At 44.3% G+C, this 18655-nt stretch carries 14 protein-coding genes and 2 pseudogenes; 12 read left to right on the forward strand and 4 right to left on the reverse strand.

The window, feature by feature from the left end:
• Positions 1–190 precede the first annotated feature (190 nt).
• The 3 genes and pseudogenes from AB4512_RS11130 (at position 191) to AB4512_RS11140 (ending at position 1967) form a co-directional block, all read left to right on the forward strand.
• Positions 191–388 carry a hypothetical protein gene (locus AB4512_RS11130; RefSeq protein WP_372129974.1) on the forward strand — a complete coding sequence of 66 codons (198 nt, stop codon included), beginning with the start codon at positions 191–193 and terminating at the stop codon, positions 386–388.
• A gap of 210 nt (positions 389–598) precedes the next feature.
• A pseudogene (locus tag AB4512_RS11135) lies at positions 599–982 on the forward strand (transcriptional regulator); the annotation flags it as partial.
• A 76-nt stretch (positions 983–1058) separates the two neighbouring features.
• Positions 1059–1967, forward strand: coding sequence for an IS5 family transposase (locus AB4512_RS11140; protein ID WP_017065109.1), 909 nt, complete (start codon positions 1059–1061; stop codon positions 1965–1967).
• 249 nt (positions 1968–2216) lie between these two features.
• Here AB4512_RS11140 and AB4512_RS11145 read toward each other — a convergent pair whose 3' ends face one another.
• Entirely contained in the window at positions 2217–3245 is a 1029-nt protein-coding gene (locus AB4512_RS11145) for an IS110 family transposase (protein ID WP_017065108.1), read from the reverse strand.
• A 76-nt stretch (positions 3246–3321) separates the two neighbouring features.
• On the opposite strand from AB4512_RS11145, the pseudogene AB4512_RS11150 reads away from it, so the two are divergent.
• Together AB4512_RS11150 and AB4512_RS11155 are read left to right on the forward strand one after the other, a co-directional pair.
• Positions 3322–3867 (forward strand): annotated as a pseudogene (locus AB4512_RS11150) (helix-turn-helix domain-containing protein); the annotation flags it as partial.
• A gap of 2 nt (positions 3868–3869) precedes the next feature.
• Positions 3870–4307, forward strand: a complete 438-nt coding sequence (locus AB4512_RS11155; protein ID WP_372174913.1) for a hypothetical protein — start codon at positions 3870–3872, stop codon at positions 4305–4307.
• Between the two features lie 33 nt (positions 4308–4340).
• Here the strand turns inward: AB4512_RS11155 and AB4512_RS11160 are convergent, their stop codons facing one another.
• The 3 genes from AB4512_RS11160 to AB4512_RS11170 form a co-directional block, all read right to left on the reverse strand.
• Complete coding sequence (locus tag AB4512_RS11160; RefSeq protein ID WP_048609171.1) at positions 4341–4790, reverse strand: TerB family tellurite resistance protein; 450 nt, start codon at positions 4788–4790, stop codon at positions 4341–4343.
• Between the two features lie 171 nt (positions 4791–4961).
• Complete coding sequence (locus AB4512_RS11165) at positions 4962–6989, reverse strand: alkaline phosphatase family protein (RefSeq protein ID WP_372174914.1); 2028 nt, start codon at positions 6987–6989, stop codon at positions 4962–4964.
• 101 nt (positions 6990–7090) lie between these two features.
• On the reverse strand, positions 7091–7543 hold the full coding sequence (locus tag AB4512_RS11170; protein WP_102428589.1) for a hypothetical protein: 453 nt from the start codon (positions 7541–7543) through the stop codon (positions 7091–7093).
• An 81-nt stretch (positions 7544–7624) separates the two neighbouring features.
• Between AB4512_RS11170 and AB4512_RS11175 the strand changes: the two genes are divergently transcribed.
• The 7 genes from AB4512_RS11175 (at position 7625) to AB4512_RS11205 (ending at position 18650) form a co-directional block, all read left to right on the forward strand.
• Positions 7625–8953, forward strand: a complete 1329-nt coding sequence (locus AB4512_RS11175; RefSeq protein ID WP_017070881.1) for a MipA/OmpV family protein — start codon at positions 7625–7627, stop codon at positions 8951–8953.
• A gap of 418 nt (positions 8954–9371) precedes the next feature.
• Positions 9372–10664 carry a hypothetical protein gene (locus tag AB4512_RS11180; protein ID WP_372148588.1) on the forward strand — a complete coding sequence of 431 codons (1293 nt, stop codon included), beginning with the start codon at positions 9372–9374 and terminating at the stop codon, positions 10662–10664.
• A 15-nt stretch (positions 10665–10679) separates the two neighbouring features.
• Positions 10680–11642, forward strand: coding sequence for a hypothetical protein (locus AB4512_RS11185; protein WP_372148591.1), 963 nt, complete (start codon positions 10680–10682; stop codon positions 11640–11642).
• Between the two features lie 154 nt (positions 11643–11796).
• Complete coding sequence (locus tag AB4512_RS11190; RefSeq protein ID WP_137001158.1) at positions 11797–12921, forward strand: ABC transporter ATP-binding protein; 1125 nt, start codon at positions 11797–11799, stop codon at positions 12919–12921.
• Positions 12922–12938: 17 nt separating this feature from the next.
• Positions 12939–16310, forward strand: coding sequence for a GH36-type glycosyl hydrolase domain-containing protein (locus AB4512_RS11195; RefSeq protein WP_372174915.1), 3372 nt, complete (start codon positions 12939–12941; stop codon positions 16308–16310).
• Between the two features lie 95 nt (positions 16311–16405).
• Positions 16406–17395: a LacI family DNA-binding transcriptional regulator gene (locus tag AB4512_RS11200; RefSeq protein WP_137001156.1), complete on the forward strand. Its 990-nt coding sequence runs from the start codon at positions 16406–16408 to the stop codon at positions 17393–17395.
• A 7-nt stretch (positions 17396–17402) separates the two neighbouring features.
• Positions 17403–18650, forward strand: a complete 1248-nt coding sequence (locus AB4512_RS11205; RefSeq protein ID WP_137001155.1) for an extracellular solute-binding protein — start codon at positions 17403–17405, stop codon at positions 18648–18650.
• The last annotated feature ends 5 nt before the right edge of the window (positions 18651–18655 follow it).

The raw sequence follows: 18655 nt of genomic DNA on the forward strand, positions 1-18655 counted from the left end.
ATGCTGAGTGAGGAAAGTTGAATCTGTAATAAGAGACATTTGACTGGTATTTCTCTTGTTCAATAGGTGGTGGGTATCGGTTTTTACATCAACACAAACAGAATGAAAAGAATGTTAATTCTTAATAAATGTCAGAAGCGCTTTAATTAATATTAAATCGCAGGTTTCGACCTTGATTAGGCAGAGCTAGATGGTAGCGTTAGTTCACCCAAAACAAATAGCACAAGAGAAGCCAAACCAAAAAGCGATGATCAGGCCTGTCTATTCCATGGCTATATTGGCTAAAAACGAAGAGCAAGCACGCGAAGTTGCTAATCAGTTGAATGCAGTAAAGTTAGGCTTCGCTGAAGTTATGGTTAGTGAACTTGGATTCAAACTGGAACTTTAATTTCGCTAAAACAGAATTGTGACCTCGTTTTCAGATTGCGTAACGACGAGATCTTAGTATGGGGCCATGGCAAGTTTAGAGTTAAACCTTGGCTATGTTTAAAGGTGAGTGAGTTTACGTGACTGACTCACCTTGTTGCTATTTTATATTGTTACTCGCTGAGCTTATATTTAGCTTAATTATTGGCTAAACTTATCACTACTCTTTTCTATGTATGGTTTGCTATTAGTTCGACCAAACAAACACTTTTTTGATGACCTTTTTATTTATGAACACCTCGCCGAAATGAACGCCAATAGCCATGAAAAAATCACCTTAGACGCTTCGGGCATCGAGTTGATTAATAACACACTCATTGATTCGGAATCTGGTAAGCGGGTCACCTTATCCCCCTCAGAAGGCCTGATTCTTGAGCATCTAGTGAAGAACAGCCCAAAAGCCGTTGGTCGAGACTTTTTACTTGAGCATTGCTGGCCGGGCAGTTCACTTAATGTCGCGGTTAAGAACATTCGCACGGCATTAAATTCATTTGAGTGTGATTGCAAAATCTTAACGGTTCAAAAGGAAGGGTATAGCTTCAATGGTTTGAAACGGCGTTGTTGCCTAAATTAGTTGAACCTTTTCCAAGTCCTGTGATCTGATCATTTGAAACGATTGGAATGGTGGTGATATGGGTAAAGCAAACAAGAAGATAACTAACTGGACGGAGTACAATAAGGCTCTTTGTAAACGTGGTTCGGTTACATTCTGGATAGATGATTCAGCCGTAGATGCATGGCGATGCAAAACTCATCATGGTAAGCGTGGGAGAGGCTTTCAGTACTCTGATACAGCGATTGAAACCGCCTTGATGATTAAGGGCATCTTCTCTCTTCCTTTACGTGCTCTTCAAGGCTTTATCGACTCTATCTTTGAGCTATTAGATGTTCCACTAACGTCTCCTGACTACACCTGTATCAGTAAACGCTCGAAGACAGTTCAGGTCAAATATCGCAATAAATCGAGAGGGGCTATTCGCCATATAGCCATTGATTCTACTGGCCTCAAAGTCTTTGGTGAGGGGGAGTGGAAAGTGAAAAAGCATGGTACAGAAAAACGTAGGACATGGCGCAAACTGCACTTAGCTGTGGATGTGGATACTCACGAAGCGATTAGTGCGGAAGTCAGTCTTGTAAATGTAGGCGATAGTGAAGTGTTACCGACGTTACTCAACCCACTACGTAGAAAGGTCGCTGCCGTATCCGCCGATGGAGCATATGACACAAAAAATTGCCACGAGACTCTGAAAAATAAAGGCTGTACTCCGTTAATACCGCCTCGAAAGAATGCAGCTCTTTGGGAAGACGGTCATCCCAGAAACAAAGCGGTAATGGCTCTGAGAGATGGAACAATATCGGAATGGAAAACAGAGTCTGGTTATCACTATCGTTCAATATCTGAGACTGCTATGTCCCGATATAAAGGACTAACAAGCGATAAATTGAGCTTGAGATGTTACAACGCTCAAGTGGGCGAAATCATGGCGAATGTCAAAGCGATTAACAAAGTCATAGGACTAGGTATGCCCGTTAGAAGCTAACGGCTAGCTACATATGGTGTCGTTGATCTTCAAGCTGATTTGATCATATATGGACACTTCCTATTGGCAAGTAGTAAATCTGAAAGTTTTAGGTAAAAGATTGCAGACATATATCCGAGTTCAAGGACTCTTAATGATTTCCGCTGAGCATGCTCTTATCAACAACACGAACTTGAAAGTCCTAAGATCAAATCAGAGTTCCATACTCACGGTCTTACCTGTTTTCTCATTTCCACTTCATGCGCAATTTTAGATAGATAGTAATTCAGGATTATAGTGTTGCTGATTAGCCAATAAAGCCCATGCAATTCGAGCATTCCGATTAGCTAGTGCGACTATTGCAACATTCTTGTGTTTTCGTTTCAGTAAGTCATTCAACCAGCGGTGAGTATAAGTGGTTGGCTGTTGCTTTAAGTGCCCAAGAACAGCTCTTGCACCATGCACTAGTAGTCTTCGTAAATAGCCATCCCCCCGCTTGCTTATACCAAGCAATACTTGTTTGCCACCCGTTGAAAACTGCTTAGGTACAAGTCCAATCCATGCAGATACCTGCCGTCCATTATTAAAAGATGCGGGGTCACCTATACTTGCAACAAGTGCGGTGGCAGTTATAGGGCCAATTCCAGGGATCTCTGCGATTCTTTTAGAATCAACATTCGTACTGTGCCATTGTTCAATTTCTTTTGTTAACGCACTAATTCGTGAAGAAAGCTCATCAATTAGTTCTTTTAAATGAGTAACCACGCAGCGAATCGGTGGCGTCAAATTATTTTCAGCATCCTCTAAAACCAGAGGGAGCTGCTTGTTAAGTGATGCACTTCCTTTAGGAAAGACAAGACCAAACTCAGCCAGCAACCCACGTAATTGATTAGTTTGGCCAGTTTTCATTGAAACTAACCTTTCTCTAGCTTTGTGAACAGAAAGGATTGATTGCTGTTCAATCGATTTTATAGGTACGAAACGCATGTTAGGGCGAGTTACCGCTTCACAGATTGCTTCAGCATCAGCGGTATCGTTCTTATTTGATTTCACATAGGGCTTAACAAACTGCGGAGGCATAAGTTTAACGTCATGACCAAATTGCTTGAATACTCTTGCCCAATAATGAGCACTGGAGCAAGCTTCCATACCAACAAGACAAGGAGGCATATTGGTCAACGTTTCGGACAACTTCTTTCTGCTGATATTTTTCTTCAAAAGAACTTTGCCTGATGAATCTACTCCGTGAAGAGCAAAAGAAGATTTAGCTAAGTCGATACCTAAAGTTGCAATGGTCATGGTCTCTTCCTCATTTATGTTACCGACTATAAGTTTAGACGGTGGGTGGAAGTGTCCATATCATTAACAACGCCGTTTGAAACAGGTCGGTAGTTATTTATCGATGCCAATACCTACCGCTGAAGCGCATGTTGAAGCTGCGTTTTCAGAGAAAGCCGCCATCGTTTCAGAGAAAACCACCATCGTTGATGAGTTAACATTACCGACACCGTTTAAGCCTTCAGGCATGAACCAACAAGCTGGGCAATCAAAGCAACAGGATCCACAATCACGTCAGTTCAAGGCGAAGCACTTTATCGCTCGTCACCAATCTCGTATTGCCGGAATGGTAGTCAGCGCGCTTCTTCTCATGCTGTTTTATCAGTTTGCTTTTTTTATAGATAAGAGTGCGTACCGAGGTATGGATGTTTATCACGACAGTTTGAATTTTGATGAAGAAGTCATAACAGAGCTGGATGCCGTGTCAGAGCTCGGTGTTGATTCGCTCTATCTGCATCGCATTGGTGTTGGGTGTCAAAATATCCAAGCCGTCGCCTTGATAAATGGACATTGGAAAGAGATAAGCCATCAGTTTAAAACTGTCTCTTGCGAAGTCGACAATAACAATGAGCGAGGGCAATAAGTATGAATCGTAAGTTTTGGATGCCTATCTTATTGACGCTGTTTGTGATTCTAAATGCAGGCTTAATCTCTGGGCTCGCAACCAAAAGTACCTATCGATTTTCTGCGGAATACCCGATGGTCGGGTGGGAGAGAATCTCGCTCCGATTGGAAAATGGTCGAGTCAAAATGCAGTACATTGGCTATGACATGGATGGGAATGTCGCTCAAACCAAGCAAATGTTTGGTGTGTTCTTGCGCTGGGGGAATCATTACTACCTTTATCAATTAGACCAGGATCAGGCCCAAGATAAGCAGACATTCAATATCAAGCATTTATACATTCAACAAACACAAGGCAAGCGCAGTGTGTTGGTATCGAATCAGCGCGGCCTTTATGTCACTAAGAAGGGCACGCCGTTAGAGCTCAAAGGCATCATGCATGGCGACCGCTTACGCTAATACAGAGGCTTAATGCTAGTAGAGAGCCTTTGGTTAGCTTTTACCGAGTACGTTCAGCTTAGTCTTGATAAAGTCACTGTGGTCAACGTAGAGCAGCTCCGCTGTTTTACGGATCACAGAATCTTCGATAGGGTCAATTTCCCCGTCGGCATGCGCTACTTCCCACATCGCTTTGATTAAGTCGATTCGCACTGGCTGAGATAGGTCTCTGAGTTGCGATGTAAAGTCATACAGCGATACTGATTGCTCTACTTTCGGCTCTGCTTGCGCGAGCAGTACCTTTGCTTGTTCTTCATCTAAATCCAGCAAACGCTGCAGAAGCTGTAGCTTAGCGACTCTTTCTGATTCATTGATCTGATGGTCGGCACCCGCGACTTCACACAACAAACTCGCGATGGCGATATTAGGTGATGTGCCTTGGTTTTTGCTTAGGTCCTGGCCTTCAATCAATTGTTTAAACATTGATGTGAGAGAATTGAACATAACGAGCTCCAGTTAAAATTTGTATCGAGTTCCGTAACGCTGATAGCTATCAACTATAACCATAAGCATAAGCATAAGCATAAGCATAACTATTGGGTCTACAGAGTGTGATCGCAAGCGTCTTTACTAAAAACTGACATTACGGATACGCGAGCGATAAGGAGCATTTTATCAATCGGGCTCTGGGAAACGGGTAATTTTACCGTCGCCACTGAGTGTCGTGATCGATTGCGGTTTCCCATCAGTGTCTAGCCTCAATTCTCCAATCGCACTGCGGTTTGAAAGGCGATAGAAGGTCTGATTGTCAGGGCTTCGCTTTTCGATCTTCAAGCGTTTACGCTTAGTGAAGTAGTTCAAAACTGAGCGAGGGCTGTATAACAGGCGGTCCCATACATCGCAGAATTTAAGCAGCGGAGCAGGGAACTGATTTTTAATACCACTGCAGGTGATTTGATAGATGTTCGGGCTGTTGCGACGATACCTAAGCTTGATGTCATAAGCGAAGGAGTAGTGAACGTCACCAGAAAGTACCACAAAGTTGGTTGGTGTTTTGGTATGTGTAAAGATGCTAATCAGCGTATTAGCACTGCCCGGATGTGCCATCCAGTTTTCAGCGTCAATCACTAATGGCTTGCCGATTGTGGTCGCCATCTTTTGCAGTGTTTCAATAAACTTCACGCCAAACATCGGTGCAGCAGAAACGATCACCACTTTATCTTGATTCATTAACTGATGTTGAAACTCAATCAAGGCTTCCCAGTCCATTAAACCTGAAGGCTTGTTCATGCGTGACTCTGAACGCCAACGACGCGTACGAGTATCCAACACAATGACTTTGGGTGAGGTATCTATTGTGTAATGCCACTCTTCAAAGCGACTCAGCATCTCAATAAAGGCTTGATGCTTGTCTGGCTCGATGTTGCCAATAGAGTGAGTAGTCGCTGCATTGCCGGCTTCATTATGAGTTTGTTTACTAATGCGCGGTTGTTTAGTAATGAGCGGTTGAGCGACAAAAAGCTGTTTTGCTTGCTCGATAAACGTTTCATCGAAGCTCTCCGGTTTGTTACCCCAACCTTGACACATCCAGTAAGCCGCAAGGCCGTTACCAATGACTTGGGTCGCGAACTGGTTTTGGTCGACGGCATGCTCCCAACCCACGGTAAGGTTCCAATCATCCGTCACATCGTGATCATCGAAGATCATGTACGTTGGAATATGCGCGAACAGACGTTGCACTTGCGGTAAGCCAGCAATGAAATCATCCATGATGACGCTTTCATCACGCCATTGTTGCTGCTCAGTCGGTGTTAATTGGCGTCCACCTTGAGTGAAGTTATTCTCAATTAAACGCTCTCGATTGACGCATTGCCACAGTGTCGGAGACCAAACCAATAAGTACATCGCGATAAACTCAGACAGCGTGACCAAGTGGTTTTCACAATCGGTAGAGCTAAAAATCGGCACGCCACGGTTCGGGAATAACTTATCGAGCATGGATTCTGAAGCTGTGTGGTGCGGCAAATAGTGATGACGCTGGTATAAGTGGTATTCACTGTTATACAGAGCGTCACTGTTGTTGATTTGTTTAATTTGCGAGTCAGTCGGTAAGCTTTCGCCTACAAGGCCAAGCAGGTGAATCACTTGTTGAATAGCATCAAGTGTTGGGCCTGCCACATGGTCGGCGTAGATCTGATCGCCGCTCATCATCAGCATGTCGGGTCTTTCAGCGACGGTTTGATCGGCCATCTTGTTATCGGCTGCAACTAGGCTGTCTTTGCTTGGATGATGCGGGTTGCGGCAAGAGCCATGAAGAATGTAATCAGCTGAGGTCGATATCTTAAACTCAACGCGAGATTTACCGTTGTAAACAAGGTGATGGGCGAGCTCTTTTAGTGAACCTGACTCTGTGTGAATGTCATATTCAAGCAGCGTATTAGTCGGAAACTCACCTTGTAAGCGAATTAGCGTTATCCACGCATGTGTACCGATTTGAATCGAATCATGTTCTTCAAGCGATGAGGTATAAAACGGCTGGTCTTGTGCTGCTTCAGAATCGTCTATTTCTTGAGTATGAAGCTCGGCTCTGCCTGTAAGAGGCGAGCTGGTGGCTAACCAAAGTACCACTTCAGTCGCGGTGGTTTTTCTTAAAATGGGTCCGGCGAGTAACAGGGGAAGAGATGATGTCGTAGAGGGTTTCAATACGGTACCTAAAATCGTTGGTGGCTAGTCGTCGTGGTGTTCTTTTGTTTCGAGCTTGTTCGTGTCTGGCTTTGTGGTTCCAAGCGTTGATGCTTCAAATTCTACTGAGTCAGATTCTGTTGATTATGCTCTGCAATCTCAGGCTCTGTCGTTTCAGATTCTGTTGATTCAAGAACTTCGATAACTTCTGAGCTAGAAAGTTCATGGCCCATTAGAAATATTGCCAATAGGGCATCGGCTTTGGTCTTGGTATCGGAAGGCTCGTCTAATAACAGTTCGAGCTTTTCTCGAATCATAGCAATCTCGTGCTCAACAAAGCCACGGCCTTCTTCATCCCCTTGATTGTCTTCAGGGGCATTATCGAATTCAAGAAATAGCATGTCACCGTCTAGGTTGGTATCCACCAAACGCTCAGGCAACCACGCCTCACCCATAACAATATCTGGATCGGAATCTTTGGGTAAGTGATCTATAATGTTTTGTAATTCGGAGACTTTCACAATACTTTCATTTAACCGAGAATATTCTACATTGTAACGGTCAATGCCGAGCAAACCTAAAAATAGTTAGCCGTCATGGTTAATAAATGTCTAATCAGTAAAACAATATTTTTTTCAAAGAGTAATTACACAAGAATGAAGCTCAAATATTTACCGACTCTTCCTTCATCTGGATTGGTTTTACTAGGTAGCGCTTTCCTAAGTGGCATTTTCGTAAGTGCTAATGCGTGGGCCGCTGAAGAGCAAGAGTGGGGCATCGCTGCAATGTTCCGTACAGCAAGCATCCCTTATGACACGTCTGGTGGCGACCAATCGGTTAGCTCATTCGTACCGATGCTGTTTTTCAAGAACGATTATGTGTTTATTGACGGTACTGAGATGGGGGCATACCTCTATCAAACTGACGATGAGAAGTGGTCTTTCAATGCTATCTCTCGCATGCGCTTTATTGATATTCCTGCATCTGAGCAGAACGCGATTGAAGGCGATACGGCGGACTTTGGTGCTCAACTGACCTACCAACTTGATGATTCTTGGTCTGTCGAGACGGAGTTAATGAGCGACAGTGAATACAACTTCCACGGTAACTTACGAGCTAAAGCCAAATATGAAACTGGAGATTGGGAGTTTTACCCGAGCGCGACGCTGCGTTATAAAAGTGCTGATTTTAACAGTGAGTATTACTCCGCATCTAATGAAACCATTGGTGCTGGTGTTGACTTAAATGTTGGTGTTGAAACGCGTTACCATGTGGTTTCTAACTTGTACTTATTGGGTTCAACCAGTGTGACTCGATTGGACGATAACGCTTACGATTCTTCGATTGTTGAAGACCGTTATCAGGGGGAATTGTACCTTGGCTTTGGTTTCTTTAACGACAAAGAGAAAGCGCCAAAACCTAAACTGAGCAATGCGCCTTACTTACGTGTCGCACACGGCTGGGGAACGCCATCCAATATTGGCGACATCATGAAGTTCAATAGAGAAAAAGACGAATACAACAACCAGTTGACCTCGTTCTTCTATGGACACCCGTTAACCGATGAGATCTTCGGTTTGCCACTGGATATCTATTTAACCCCAGGTATTGCGCACCACTGGAGTTCAGACGTTCAATCGAGCAGCACCGAATACATTATCGCAATCAAGGCGTACTACACCTTTGATTGGCCAACTCAGTGGCGTGTTGGTGTGGCAGAAGGTATGTCTTACATCGATTCGATTACCTATATCGAAGGCTCTGAGATGGACCGTAAAGGTTACACCGCAAGCCATCTATTGAACTACTTAGACTTCTCATTCGATGTCAACGTTGGCGACTTGATTGGTAAGAATGACTTGAACAACTTATGGTTCGGTTATTCATTGCATCACCGTTCTGCAATCTTTGAAAAATCCTCTCAGTATGGTCGTATCAAAGGCGGTAGTAACTACAACACGGTTTACTTCCAGTACGAGTTTTAACGACAACCTGTAGTTTAAAGTTCAGTTTAACGTCATACAAGCCAACTTCCGTTTACGGGGTTGGCTTGTTTTGTATGGCTTTCACAAAAGTGGTGTGATCAATGTATTTTCTGCTTTTTGTATAAACGACTTATGTATCCTTTTTATTTGTAACCTTGCCGTAACAGCGATATTGCCTCACTCGCTCTCTAATTATCTACAGAAAACATGATAACTCTCTCACATGTTTAGCTTAAATGCTTAAAGGTTTAAGCATTAAATTTTGTTCGGGTAATCCCATAATCACAAAAGGTAAATGACCACATTGCTGACAGTGTTACTCAGATGGGAATATCCGTTGTGAAACGTTTATACACAAAGGTCGATACGAGAAATGATAAAAAAAAGCCTTTTAGCTACCTGTACCCTCATGGCTAGCATGTCTGCGTTCGCTGATGTCACAATCACCGAACTTACCGTTAATCCACAGCTCTACCCAGTAGGGTTTGAACAACATTTACAAAGAAACTTGGACTTCTTTGTTGATGGCGTAGGTGTTGATCAAAAAGCCAAAGTTCCATACGACACGATTTTCGTCGATAAAAATGGCCAGATTGAACACGACTATTATGTCAACACAACAGAGATTGGCCTGTACCTAAATGTGCTTGTTGAAGCACATAAAAACGGCAATGCTGATGCACTAATACGTATCCATGAAACACTGGATGCGTTGGCAGGGGCTCCTACTTGGAAAGGTCTGTTCTTCTGGCCTTACGATATTGAGGGAGAGCAACTGAAACCAAACAAAGATGGCATTGTTCCCGCCGTAGATAACGCAAACTTAGCATTTGCTCTTGCTGGTGTAGCCGGCGCTTATCTTGACTCAAAGCAATCCGACGAAAAAGAAGTCGTTGCTAAGGTTGAGTCTATTCTTAAGAGCCAAACAGATGGTTGGTCAGCACTCTATGATGAAAGCCGAGGTCTGCTCTATTCTGGGTGGTCAACGAAGAAAGAAGCGCCACTATCATATCATATAGATCGTAAGGCAAATGAGAGTCGATTAGCCCCAGTCTGGGCTCACCTGATTACTCAAAACTCAGAAAATACGGTCCCGAAAACAGCGTTCAATGATATGGAGTTATATACGCAAGACTACTATCTCGATGGCAAAAAATATTCGCCTATGTTGACTTGGGATGGTGCTTACTTCCAAGGCATGCTTTCGATGATTTGGTTGGAAGAACGCTCATTGATCCCAGATTTCTCTATGATCGAAGATATGACAGAGATCCAAAAGTACCACGCTATCAAGCATCAAATTCCTTTCGTGTCGTCCGCAGCAACGGTTGACGATGGTTATGCGGCATTCGGTGTCCCAGAGCTATCAGAGTCTAAAGTCCGTTTTAACAATACTGATATTGCTGGTGGTGATACCGGTACACCTCATGCGCTAGCGCTTTCTTACATGGTGAATCCATTTGAAGCCGTAAAACTGTTGAACACAGTAATCGACTACTACCCACAACTTGAAACGCCATATGGCTGGTATGACGCGATAAACGGCAAAGGTGAAACCTCGACGAAAATTCTGTCTCTAGACCAAGGTATGTTTGTCGGTGCCTTCCTTTCACCGGCTATCAACCAAGATGTGCGTAAGTACCTAGAAAGTAAAAATTACTACGCAGCCATCGTGGATATGTACGAGACCTTTGAACCGAATAATAAATAGAAAAGGATTTGAGTCGTGAATTTTGAAAAAGCAGTGAACATTATCAAAGCAGCAAGCATTATCCCATTCATGGCAATTGCGATTCCATCCGTTGCTTATGCTGATGAAGCGCAAGAAGAGGTGGAAGTGGGTTTGTGGAGTGACCATCAATACCGCGAGTTGATTCTGGAAACGGAGTCGGCCAAAAGTAGTAATGCGCCACCTCGAACTCGTGCACTAACGGGTATCGAATACGAACACATTGATAACGAAAATCAACCCAATGAAGAGCTTCTTCACTATATCTACGCTGATGGTTTCACCCGTGTGACGGATAACTTCAGTATGGGTTACGTACTTAAAGAAATACACCATAGCCGAGGTGGTGAAAGTACTGGATTGAGTAATTATTCAGAGCTGATTCCAAGTTTTTACTGGCGTCAAAATGACAACGTTGCTTACAACTTGATGTTGTCGTACGAAAAAACGATCGGTGAATGGCATTATGACAAATACATGGCAAAACCGGGAATTGACCTTAGCTTTGGCCGCCACTTCTTACACTTAAGTGCAGAGCTTGGCTACAAAGATGAAAGGCAAGGCCCGGGTAGTCGAGGTGCATTCATTGAGTCTGAGCCACTGTATCTATATCGCTTAGATAACGGCATTAATATCGGTGCAAAGGTGATCTATGTCGAAGAGCACAATGACTTCAACTATGTCGAGTTTGCTGTTAAGCCTTTGGTGCAGTTCAACTTTGATAACGGCAACTACCTAGAGCTGCGTTATGAGAGAGGTACGTTGGACATGGGTTCAGATCCAAATAACCGCGACCATTTTGACTATGATGTTTATGCGTTATACGCGGATTTACCAATCAACGAACACTTCTCTTTCTTGGCAGATATTCAGGTGAAAGATCGTCACGCGGACCCGGCACCTTGGACAGGGGACCAATTGGTTTGGTTCTCTAAAGTCGGGATTGTTTGGAAGTTCTAACAAACAACTTTAGTTATCGTGGGGTTGCTATTCGGCTGAAACAAACGCGGATTTGACAACCCCACATCTAACCACTTGCACTATTGTTTGGATACACCGCGAAGGAAGGTGTGACCTAAATAGTGAGCGCATTTATAGATAGGAATGCAGAATCATGGCGAAAGTAACGCTACAAAATGTAAACAAAGTCTATGACAACGGCTTCCACGCTATTCACGATGTGAGTTTAGACATCAAAGATGGTGAATTCATGGTGCTTGTTGGTCCATCTGGCTGTGCTAAATCGACGATGCTGAGAATGGTTGCAGGCTTAGAAAGTATTACCGATGGGCAGCTTGTGATTGGTGACCGAGAGTGTAATGACTTGCCGCCAAAAGACCGTGGTATCGCGATGGTATTCCAGAACTACGCGCTGTACCCGCATATGACCGCTTACGAAAACTTAGCATTTGGTTTGGAAACGGCAAAGAAATCAAAAGCAGAAATTAAAGAACGTGTCACCAAAGCAGCCGAGCTTCTTGAAATCACGGATCTGCTAGATAGAAAGCCAAAGCAGATGTCAGGTGGTCAGCGTCAGCGTGTTGCCTTAGGGCGCGCAATGGTACGTAACCCGGATGTGTTCTTATTCGATGAACCGCTATCTAACCTCGATGCCAAACTGCGAGTGTCGATGCGTCGCCGAATCATTCGCCTGCATAACCAGCTTCAAGAGTCGGGTAAGCCAGCAACCATGATCTACGTAACCCATGATCAGGTTGAAGCGATGACCATGGGAGATCGTGTCTGCATCCTTAATCAAGGCCAAATCATGCAAGTCGATACACCAATGAATGTGTACCACAACCCAAAAAACAAGTTTGTTGCTGAGTTTATTGGCTCTCCAGCCATGAACATGCTTGAAGGCACTCTATTGGAACAAAGCGGAAAAGTGTGCGTTCAACTCAATGAACACACCATCGAACTGTCGCAAGCACATCAAGAGAAAGCGAAAGAGTGGGTAGGGCACCGCGTCCACCTTGGTATTCGTCCAGAGCACTTATCGGTCTCTAATCAAGCGAATCAAAACACGCTACCGGCAAAAGTTGAGGCGAAAGAAGAGCTAGGGTCAGAAGTCTACTTACACGTCACCATCTTCGATAAACCAGTGGTTTGTAAGCTACTCGATACCGAGCAAACACCTGATGTCGGCACTCATTGTCACATTCAACTTCAAGTCGAGAAATGCCACGTCTTTGATGACGCTTCTCAAGAAAATATCCACTACACAGAATCAAAATAAGTTTGGAGTAAAGCTTTATGCACCACATTCAACCTGGATCACAAATGAGCGTTGGCAATGAAAGCCTAAACCTCACGTTCAACGCAGATGGCGTACTAGGCGCAATTCGCAGTGATCGTTTAATGGTGTCTTTGTTCGATACGCCTGACTCAGAAATGGCGATCTCGAATATATTCCTTCGCGTTAAAGGTGAAGGCAAATTAAATGTCACACCATTGCTTTTTTTTAATAACAAGATTGAAACGTTTAAGCAGAGCGATGGTTCACTACAGTGGGTAACAACAACGGAAGACTTTGAAGCCGTTGTGTCGATTAAAACTGTTGACCATGCATTTTTCTACGATGTGAATATTACGAATCTCTCTTCACAGCCACTGATATATGACCTGATTTACGGTCAGGACGTTGGTCTTGCGGATGAAGGCGCGGTTAAAACTAATGAATTGTACTGTTCTCAATACCTAGACCATCAAATCTTTGAAAACCAAATGGGTTACGTGGTTTGTAGCCGTCAGAACTTACCTCAATCTTCAGGCAACCCGCGCATTCAATTGGGTTCTCTTTCTCCTGTCGTTGGCTACAGCACCGATGGTTTCCAGTTCTTTGGTAAGGAGTTTAAGTTAACAGGCGAGGCCGCAGCATTGAACGCGCCACAACTTGAAAACCAAAAATATCAATATGAGATGGGTTACATCGCGCTTCAAACTGAAGAAGTTACGCTTGCAACAGAATCGTCTAAGGAAATGGTTTTCTATGGTGTTGTCACTGCGGACTTCCCGAAATCAAATTCGGGCGAGCATATCGCACTGGAAGAGATTACAGCTAAGCACACTCAACTGACGTTATCTGAAGAGATGGAACGTGAGCCTTTATCTTGTGTGCACCAACCTAAAGGCGAGTACCTGCAGGGCGGAAAGCTGAGCGAGAAAGAGATCACAGAGTTCTTCGGTGATGATCAAACGTTCGCAGACGTTAAAGACGGTGAATTGCTGTCATTCTTCTACGGCGACAACAAATACGTGACTTTGCCAGAAAAAGAGAAGCACCTAGAGCGTATGACAGGTCATGTGATTGCGTCGGGCAATAATCAAGATTACCAGCAATCTATCATGAGCTCGACACACTACATCGGCGGTGTTTTCAACTCACAGCTAACGCTTGGCAATACCTCATTCAACAAACTATTGGGTGTGTGCCGAAACCCGTTAAACCAATTCACTCATGCAGGGCAAAGAGTATGGGTTGAAGTGGAAGGAACCTACCGCGCATTGGGCATGCCTTCGGCTTACGAAACTGGCCAAAACTATTCGCGTTGGATCTATAAACTACTTGGTGGCTACCTAGAGATCGTTTCGTTCTCAAGTGCGCAAAGCCCAATCATCCAGCTAGATATCACTAAACACGGCATCGAGGCTCCGCTTTCAATCAAAGTGTCACACCAACTTGTTTTCGGTAACAACGAAGGTGAAGGCAGTGTTGAGATTGCAAGAGATGGCGAACTGTTCACGGTGATAGGCAAAAATGAACTGATTGATCAATTCATGCCGCAGCTGAGCTATGGCCTTGCAGTGTCAGGCATGGACGTAACGGCTGAAACGATCGGGTGTGCGGATTCTGATTCAGTGGAGTACTTGGTACTCAACGGTTCTCTTGAAAGTCACTGTTCTGTCGCGATTGGCGGTAAGACGGGCGCGCTAGATACTACTGCACAATTTATGGCGTTTGAGGCAGAACGCGAGCAATACCAAAAAGGTATTAAGTCTTTGACCAAAGGCTTCAATGTTGATTTCAGTGAAGACAACGGCAACAGCCAGCGCATCAATACGTGTCTGGACTGGTTCACTCACAATGCTTTAGTTCACTACTCAACGCCACATGGCTTAGAGCAATACTCAGGTGCGGCATGGGGTACGCGTGATGTATCTCAAGGCCCATTCGAACTGTTTATGTCGATGCAGGAATACGCAAAGGCAAAAGCGGTACTAGCAGAGATCTACAGCCACCAGTATCAAGAGACGGGTACTTGGCCTCAATGGTTCATGTTCGACCAATACGCGACTATCCAACAAGAAGAAGCGCACGGTGACATCGTTGTATGGCCGCTCAAAGCTCTAGCTGATTACCTAAATACCACGGACGACATCAGTATTCTAGATGTTGAACTACCGTACACGTTAGCAGAAGAAGGTTTTGTAAAGAGCGAAAAAAACTTCACTTTAATGCACCACGTACAAACTCAAATTCAGCATATGCTTGATAACCTTGTGCCGGGTACATCGCTATCTTGCTACGGTGATGGTGACTGGGACGATACGTTACAACCAGCGAATCAATCACTGCGTGAGAACATGGTGAGTGGGTGGACAATTCCACTAACGCTACAAGCGCTTAAAGGTATGTACCAAGCACTTAAAGGCAGCGCACATCAAGACTACGCCGTTTCTTTGATGGAATTGGCAGACAAGATGGAAAGCGATTACCACCACTACTTGATTAAAGATGGTGTGATTGCTGGCTTTATCCACTTCGATCGTGATGAAGAGGGTAGTGTTAAGCAAATCGAGCACTTGCTGCACCCATCGGATCAAAAAACGGGTATCAGCTACCGACTATTGCCAGCAAGCCGCTCAATCATTTCAGAAGTGTTTGACCCAGAAATGGCAAGCACTCACATGGACATCATTAAGCAAAACCTTGTTCACCCTGACGGTGTTCGCTTGATGGATAAAATGGCCGAGTACAAAGCAGGTAAGCAGAGCTACTTTAAGCGCGCAGAACTGGCAGCCAACCTTGGCCGCGAAGTCGGTCTTCAATACTGCCACGCACATATTCGATTCATCGAAGCACTGTGTAAGTTGGGTGACGCGGAAGCAGTATTCGACAACCTGTACAAAATTGTCCCAGTGGGTATTCAAGACCACGTGCCAAACGCTGAGCTTCGTCAGTCTAACGCGTACTTCTCAAGTTCAGATGCTAAGTTCAATGACCGCCCAACTGCATACGACAACTTTGACCAAGTGAAAAACGGTCAAGTTGCAGTGAAAGGCGGTTGGAGAATCTACTCAAGTGGTCCAGGTATCTACGTGAACCAACTTATCTCTAATGTATTTGGTGTTCGATTCGCGCACAACGATCTCATTCTTGATCCAGTTATCTCTCCGCGAGTTGGTCAAACGAAGATCCACTTCGAGCTTGATGAGAAGCCTGTGACCTTAGTTATCGATTTGGTTGAAGGTTCACACACTCCAAAAACTATTTCGATAAACGATGAAGTGGTGACATTCGAACTTACTGAGAACCGCTATCGCGCTGGTGGTGCGAAGATCTCACGCGAATGGTTGCTTCAGAGGTTGAGTAGTGAAGAAAACACCCTTCATATCTCTCTTTAATAATCTATTGGGCTCAGCGATGGGCCCAACCCAAAGGCTGAGTATGAGAAAAATGCAAGGTGTGAAGAGCTGGGCTCTTAAAGGAAGTAAGTGAAATGAAAGTGACCATTAAAGACGTAGCTAAAAAAGCGAATGTCTCCATCGCAACCGTTTCGTACGCAATGAATGACTGCAATCGCGTCAGTGAAAAGACGCGTCAGCATGTTCTCAATATTGCTAACGAGATGAATTATGTCGCTAACACCAATGCTAAGCAGTTGAAGCAGCGTCGTAGCTATGCCATCGGCCTGTTTTTAAACAACTGGTTTGGCCCGATTTACAGTGAGCTTGTCAAAGGTATCGAGAAGGTCTGTCACCAGCGTGGCTATGATGTCGTGGCTTGTAGCATGTATGGCAATGAAGACTCTACGGCTCACAAGTATATTCGAGATCGAGTCGTTGATGGCGCAGTGGTGTTAACCAATTCATTTGATACCGAGTTTCTAAAATCGGTCGCAGGCCCGGACTTTCCCATGGTGGTGCTAGACCGAGAGTTAAATGCTCCCGGCATCTACAACATCCTAATCGACAACTTTGGTGGAGCGTTCAGTGCAACCAAAGAGTTGGTGCTCAAGGGCTGCAAGGACATCTACTTCTTCACTGGACCTGACGACTCATACGATAGCAAAAAGCGATTAGACGGCTATATTTCCGCTTTGGGGTATTTCAATCTACCTGTCAAAAATCATCATTTGATAAAAAGCGACTTTACCGAAAAGACCGCTTACAAACAGATGAAAGACATACTTGAACAAGGACGTAGGCCTGATGCCGTATTTGCTGCCAATGATGAAATGGCGATTGGCATACTTCGCGCAGCTAAGCGTTATGAAATAGATATTCCCAACGAAATGAAACTTGTCGGCTTTGACAATATAAGAATGGCAGAGTTAATGATTCCAAGTTTATCTACCGTTACTCATGAAAAAGAGGGAATGGGGGAGCTAGCAGCATCAACATTGATCAATGCTCTCGATGATAAAACCGAAAAATTACAAGCATTAACGATTTTGCCAACCTCCTTAATTTTACGTGAAACTCTGTAGGATAGTTATGAAAAAGTGGTTGATTGGATGTGTGCTCGCATTAAGTTCGCAGATCACACTCGCAGATAATACCCGTATCGAAGTCATGACCCCAGTAGGTAATTATATGGACTTTGTCCGTTCTGAGTTAGTTCCTGAGTTCAAAAAAAGATACCCAAACGTAGATGTTGTTGTTTCAAATGATGAAAATTTAGAGACTCGTATGGCAGCAGGTGATGTGCCGAATCTCTATGCTGGAGTCTTTGGCTATCAACCTGCGAAATACGCAAAGATGGGCAAGCTAGCTTATTTGGAGCAGTTTGATGGGTTCAATGAAATGGTTGATAGGATTGACCCAGTTTTTATGCAAAAAAACTACGGTAGAAACTACTACATCCCTTGGAATGCAACAACGACATTGATGCTCTACAACAAAGAGTTGTTCATCGAAGCGGGCTTAGACCCAGAGAACCCACCTCAAACATGGGATGAATTCTTATACGCGGCTGAAAAGATTAGCCAACTACCTCCACGAGCAGACGGCAGCCCCGTGTATGGCACGGTTTTTTGGAACGAAGCGCTATCGTGGGGAAGTTGGTATTGGAGTATGTTGGCTCAGATGTACTACAACTTCAACGATGGCCAATACGGCCTGCTTAATCGTTTTGGCACCAATCCTATCTTCGATAGAGAAGAAGCGAATCTAGCGCTGTTCTTCGAAACTATGGCTAAGGCGCAGCAGTATTCTCCACTGACCATGGAGAAGAATTTTTTCTCACGCACTATTGGTATGTGGCCACAGTTTGGTTTCGGCTGGAAAGCAAACCTAACCGAAGCGGCAGGTAAACCGATGGTGGTGGGTGACGATGTTGGACTAGCACCGATTCCGACACTCAACAAAGGTGATACCTCATACTCCACACTCGATGGCCGCGCTCTGATGATCTTCAAAAACAGCGTCGAGAAAGAGCAGCTGTCGTGGGCGTTCTTACAACTGATGATGGAAGACGAGTTTAACCACAAAGCGAATGTAGCGCTGGGACAACTGCCAACACTGATCTCGCTAAAAGACCGACCTTACTACAACACATCAGAAGCCAAACCATTTGTTGAGCAACTACCAAATGCAAAATTGAATGAACCTTTTGCACTGTCATCAGACATGGCTGGCGTCATTCTTGAGCAGTATTCCAAAGCTGTGGTTAAGCAAGATGTTTCTGCTGAGGAAGCGGTAGAAGCAGCGGCAAAGCAAGCTGAAAAACTCATTAACGAATAGTGTGA

This window comes from Vibrio sp. 10N.222.52.B7 (assembly GCF_041474275.1).
Classification (GTDB): Bacteria; Pseudomonadota; Gammaproteobacteria; order Enterobacterales; family Vibrionaceae; genus Vibrio; species Vibrio crassostreae_C.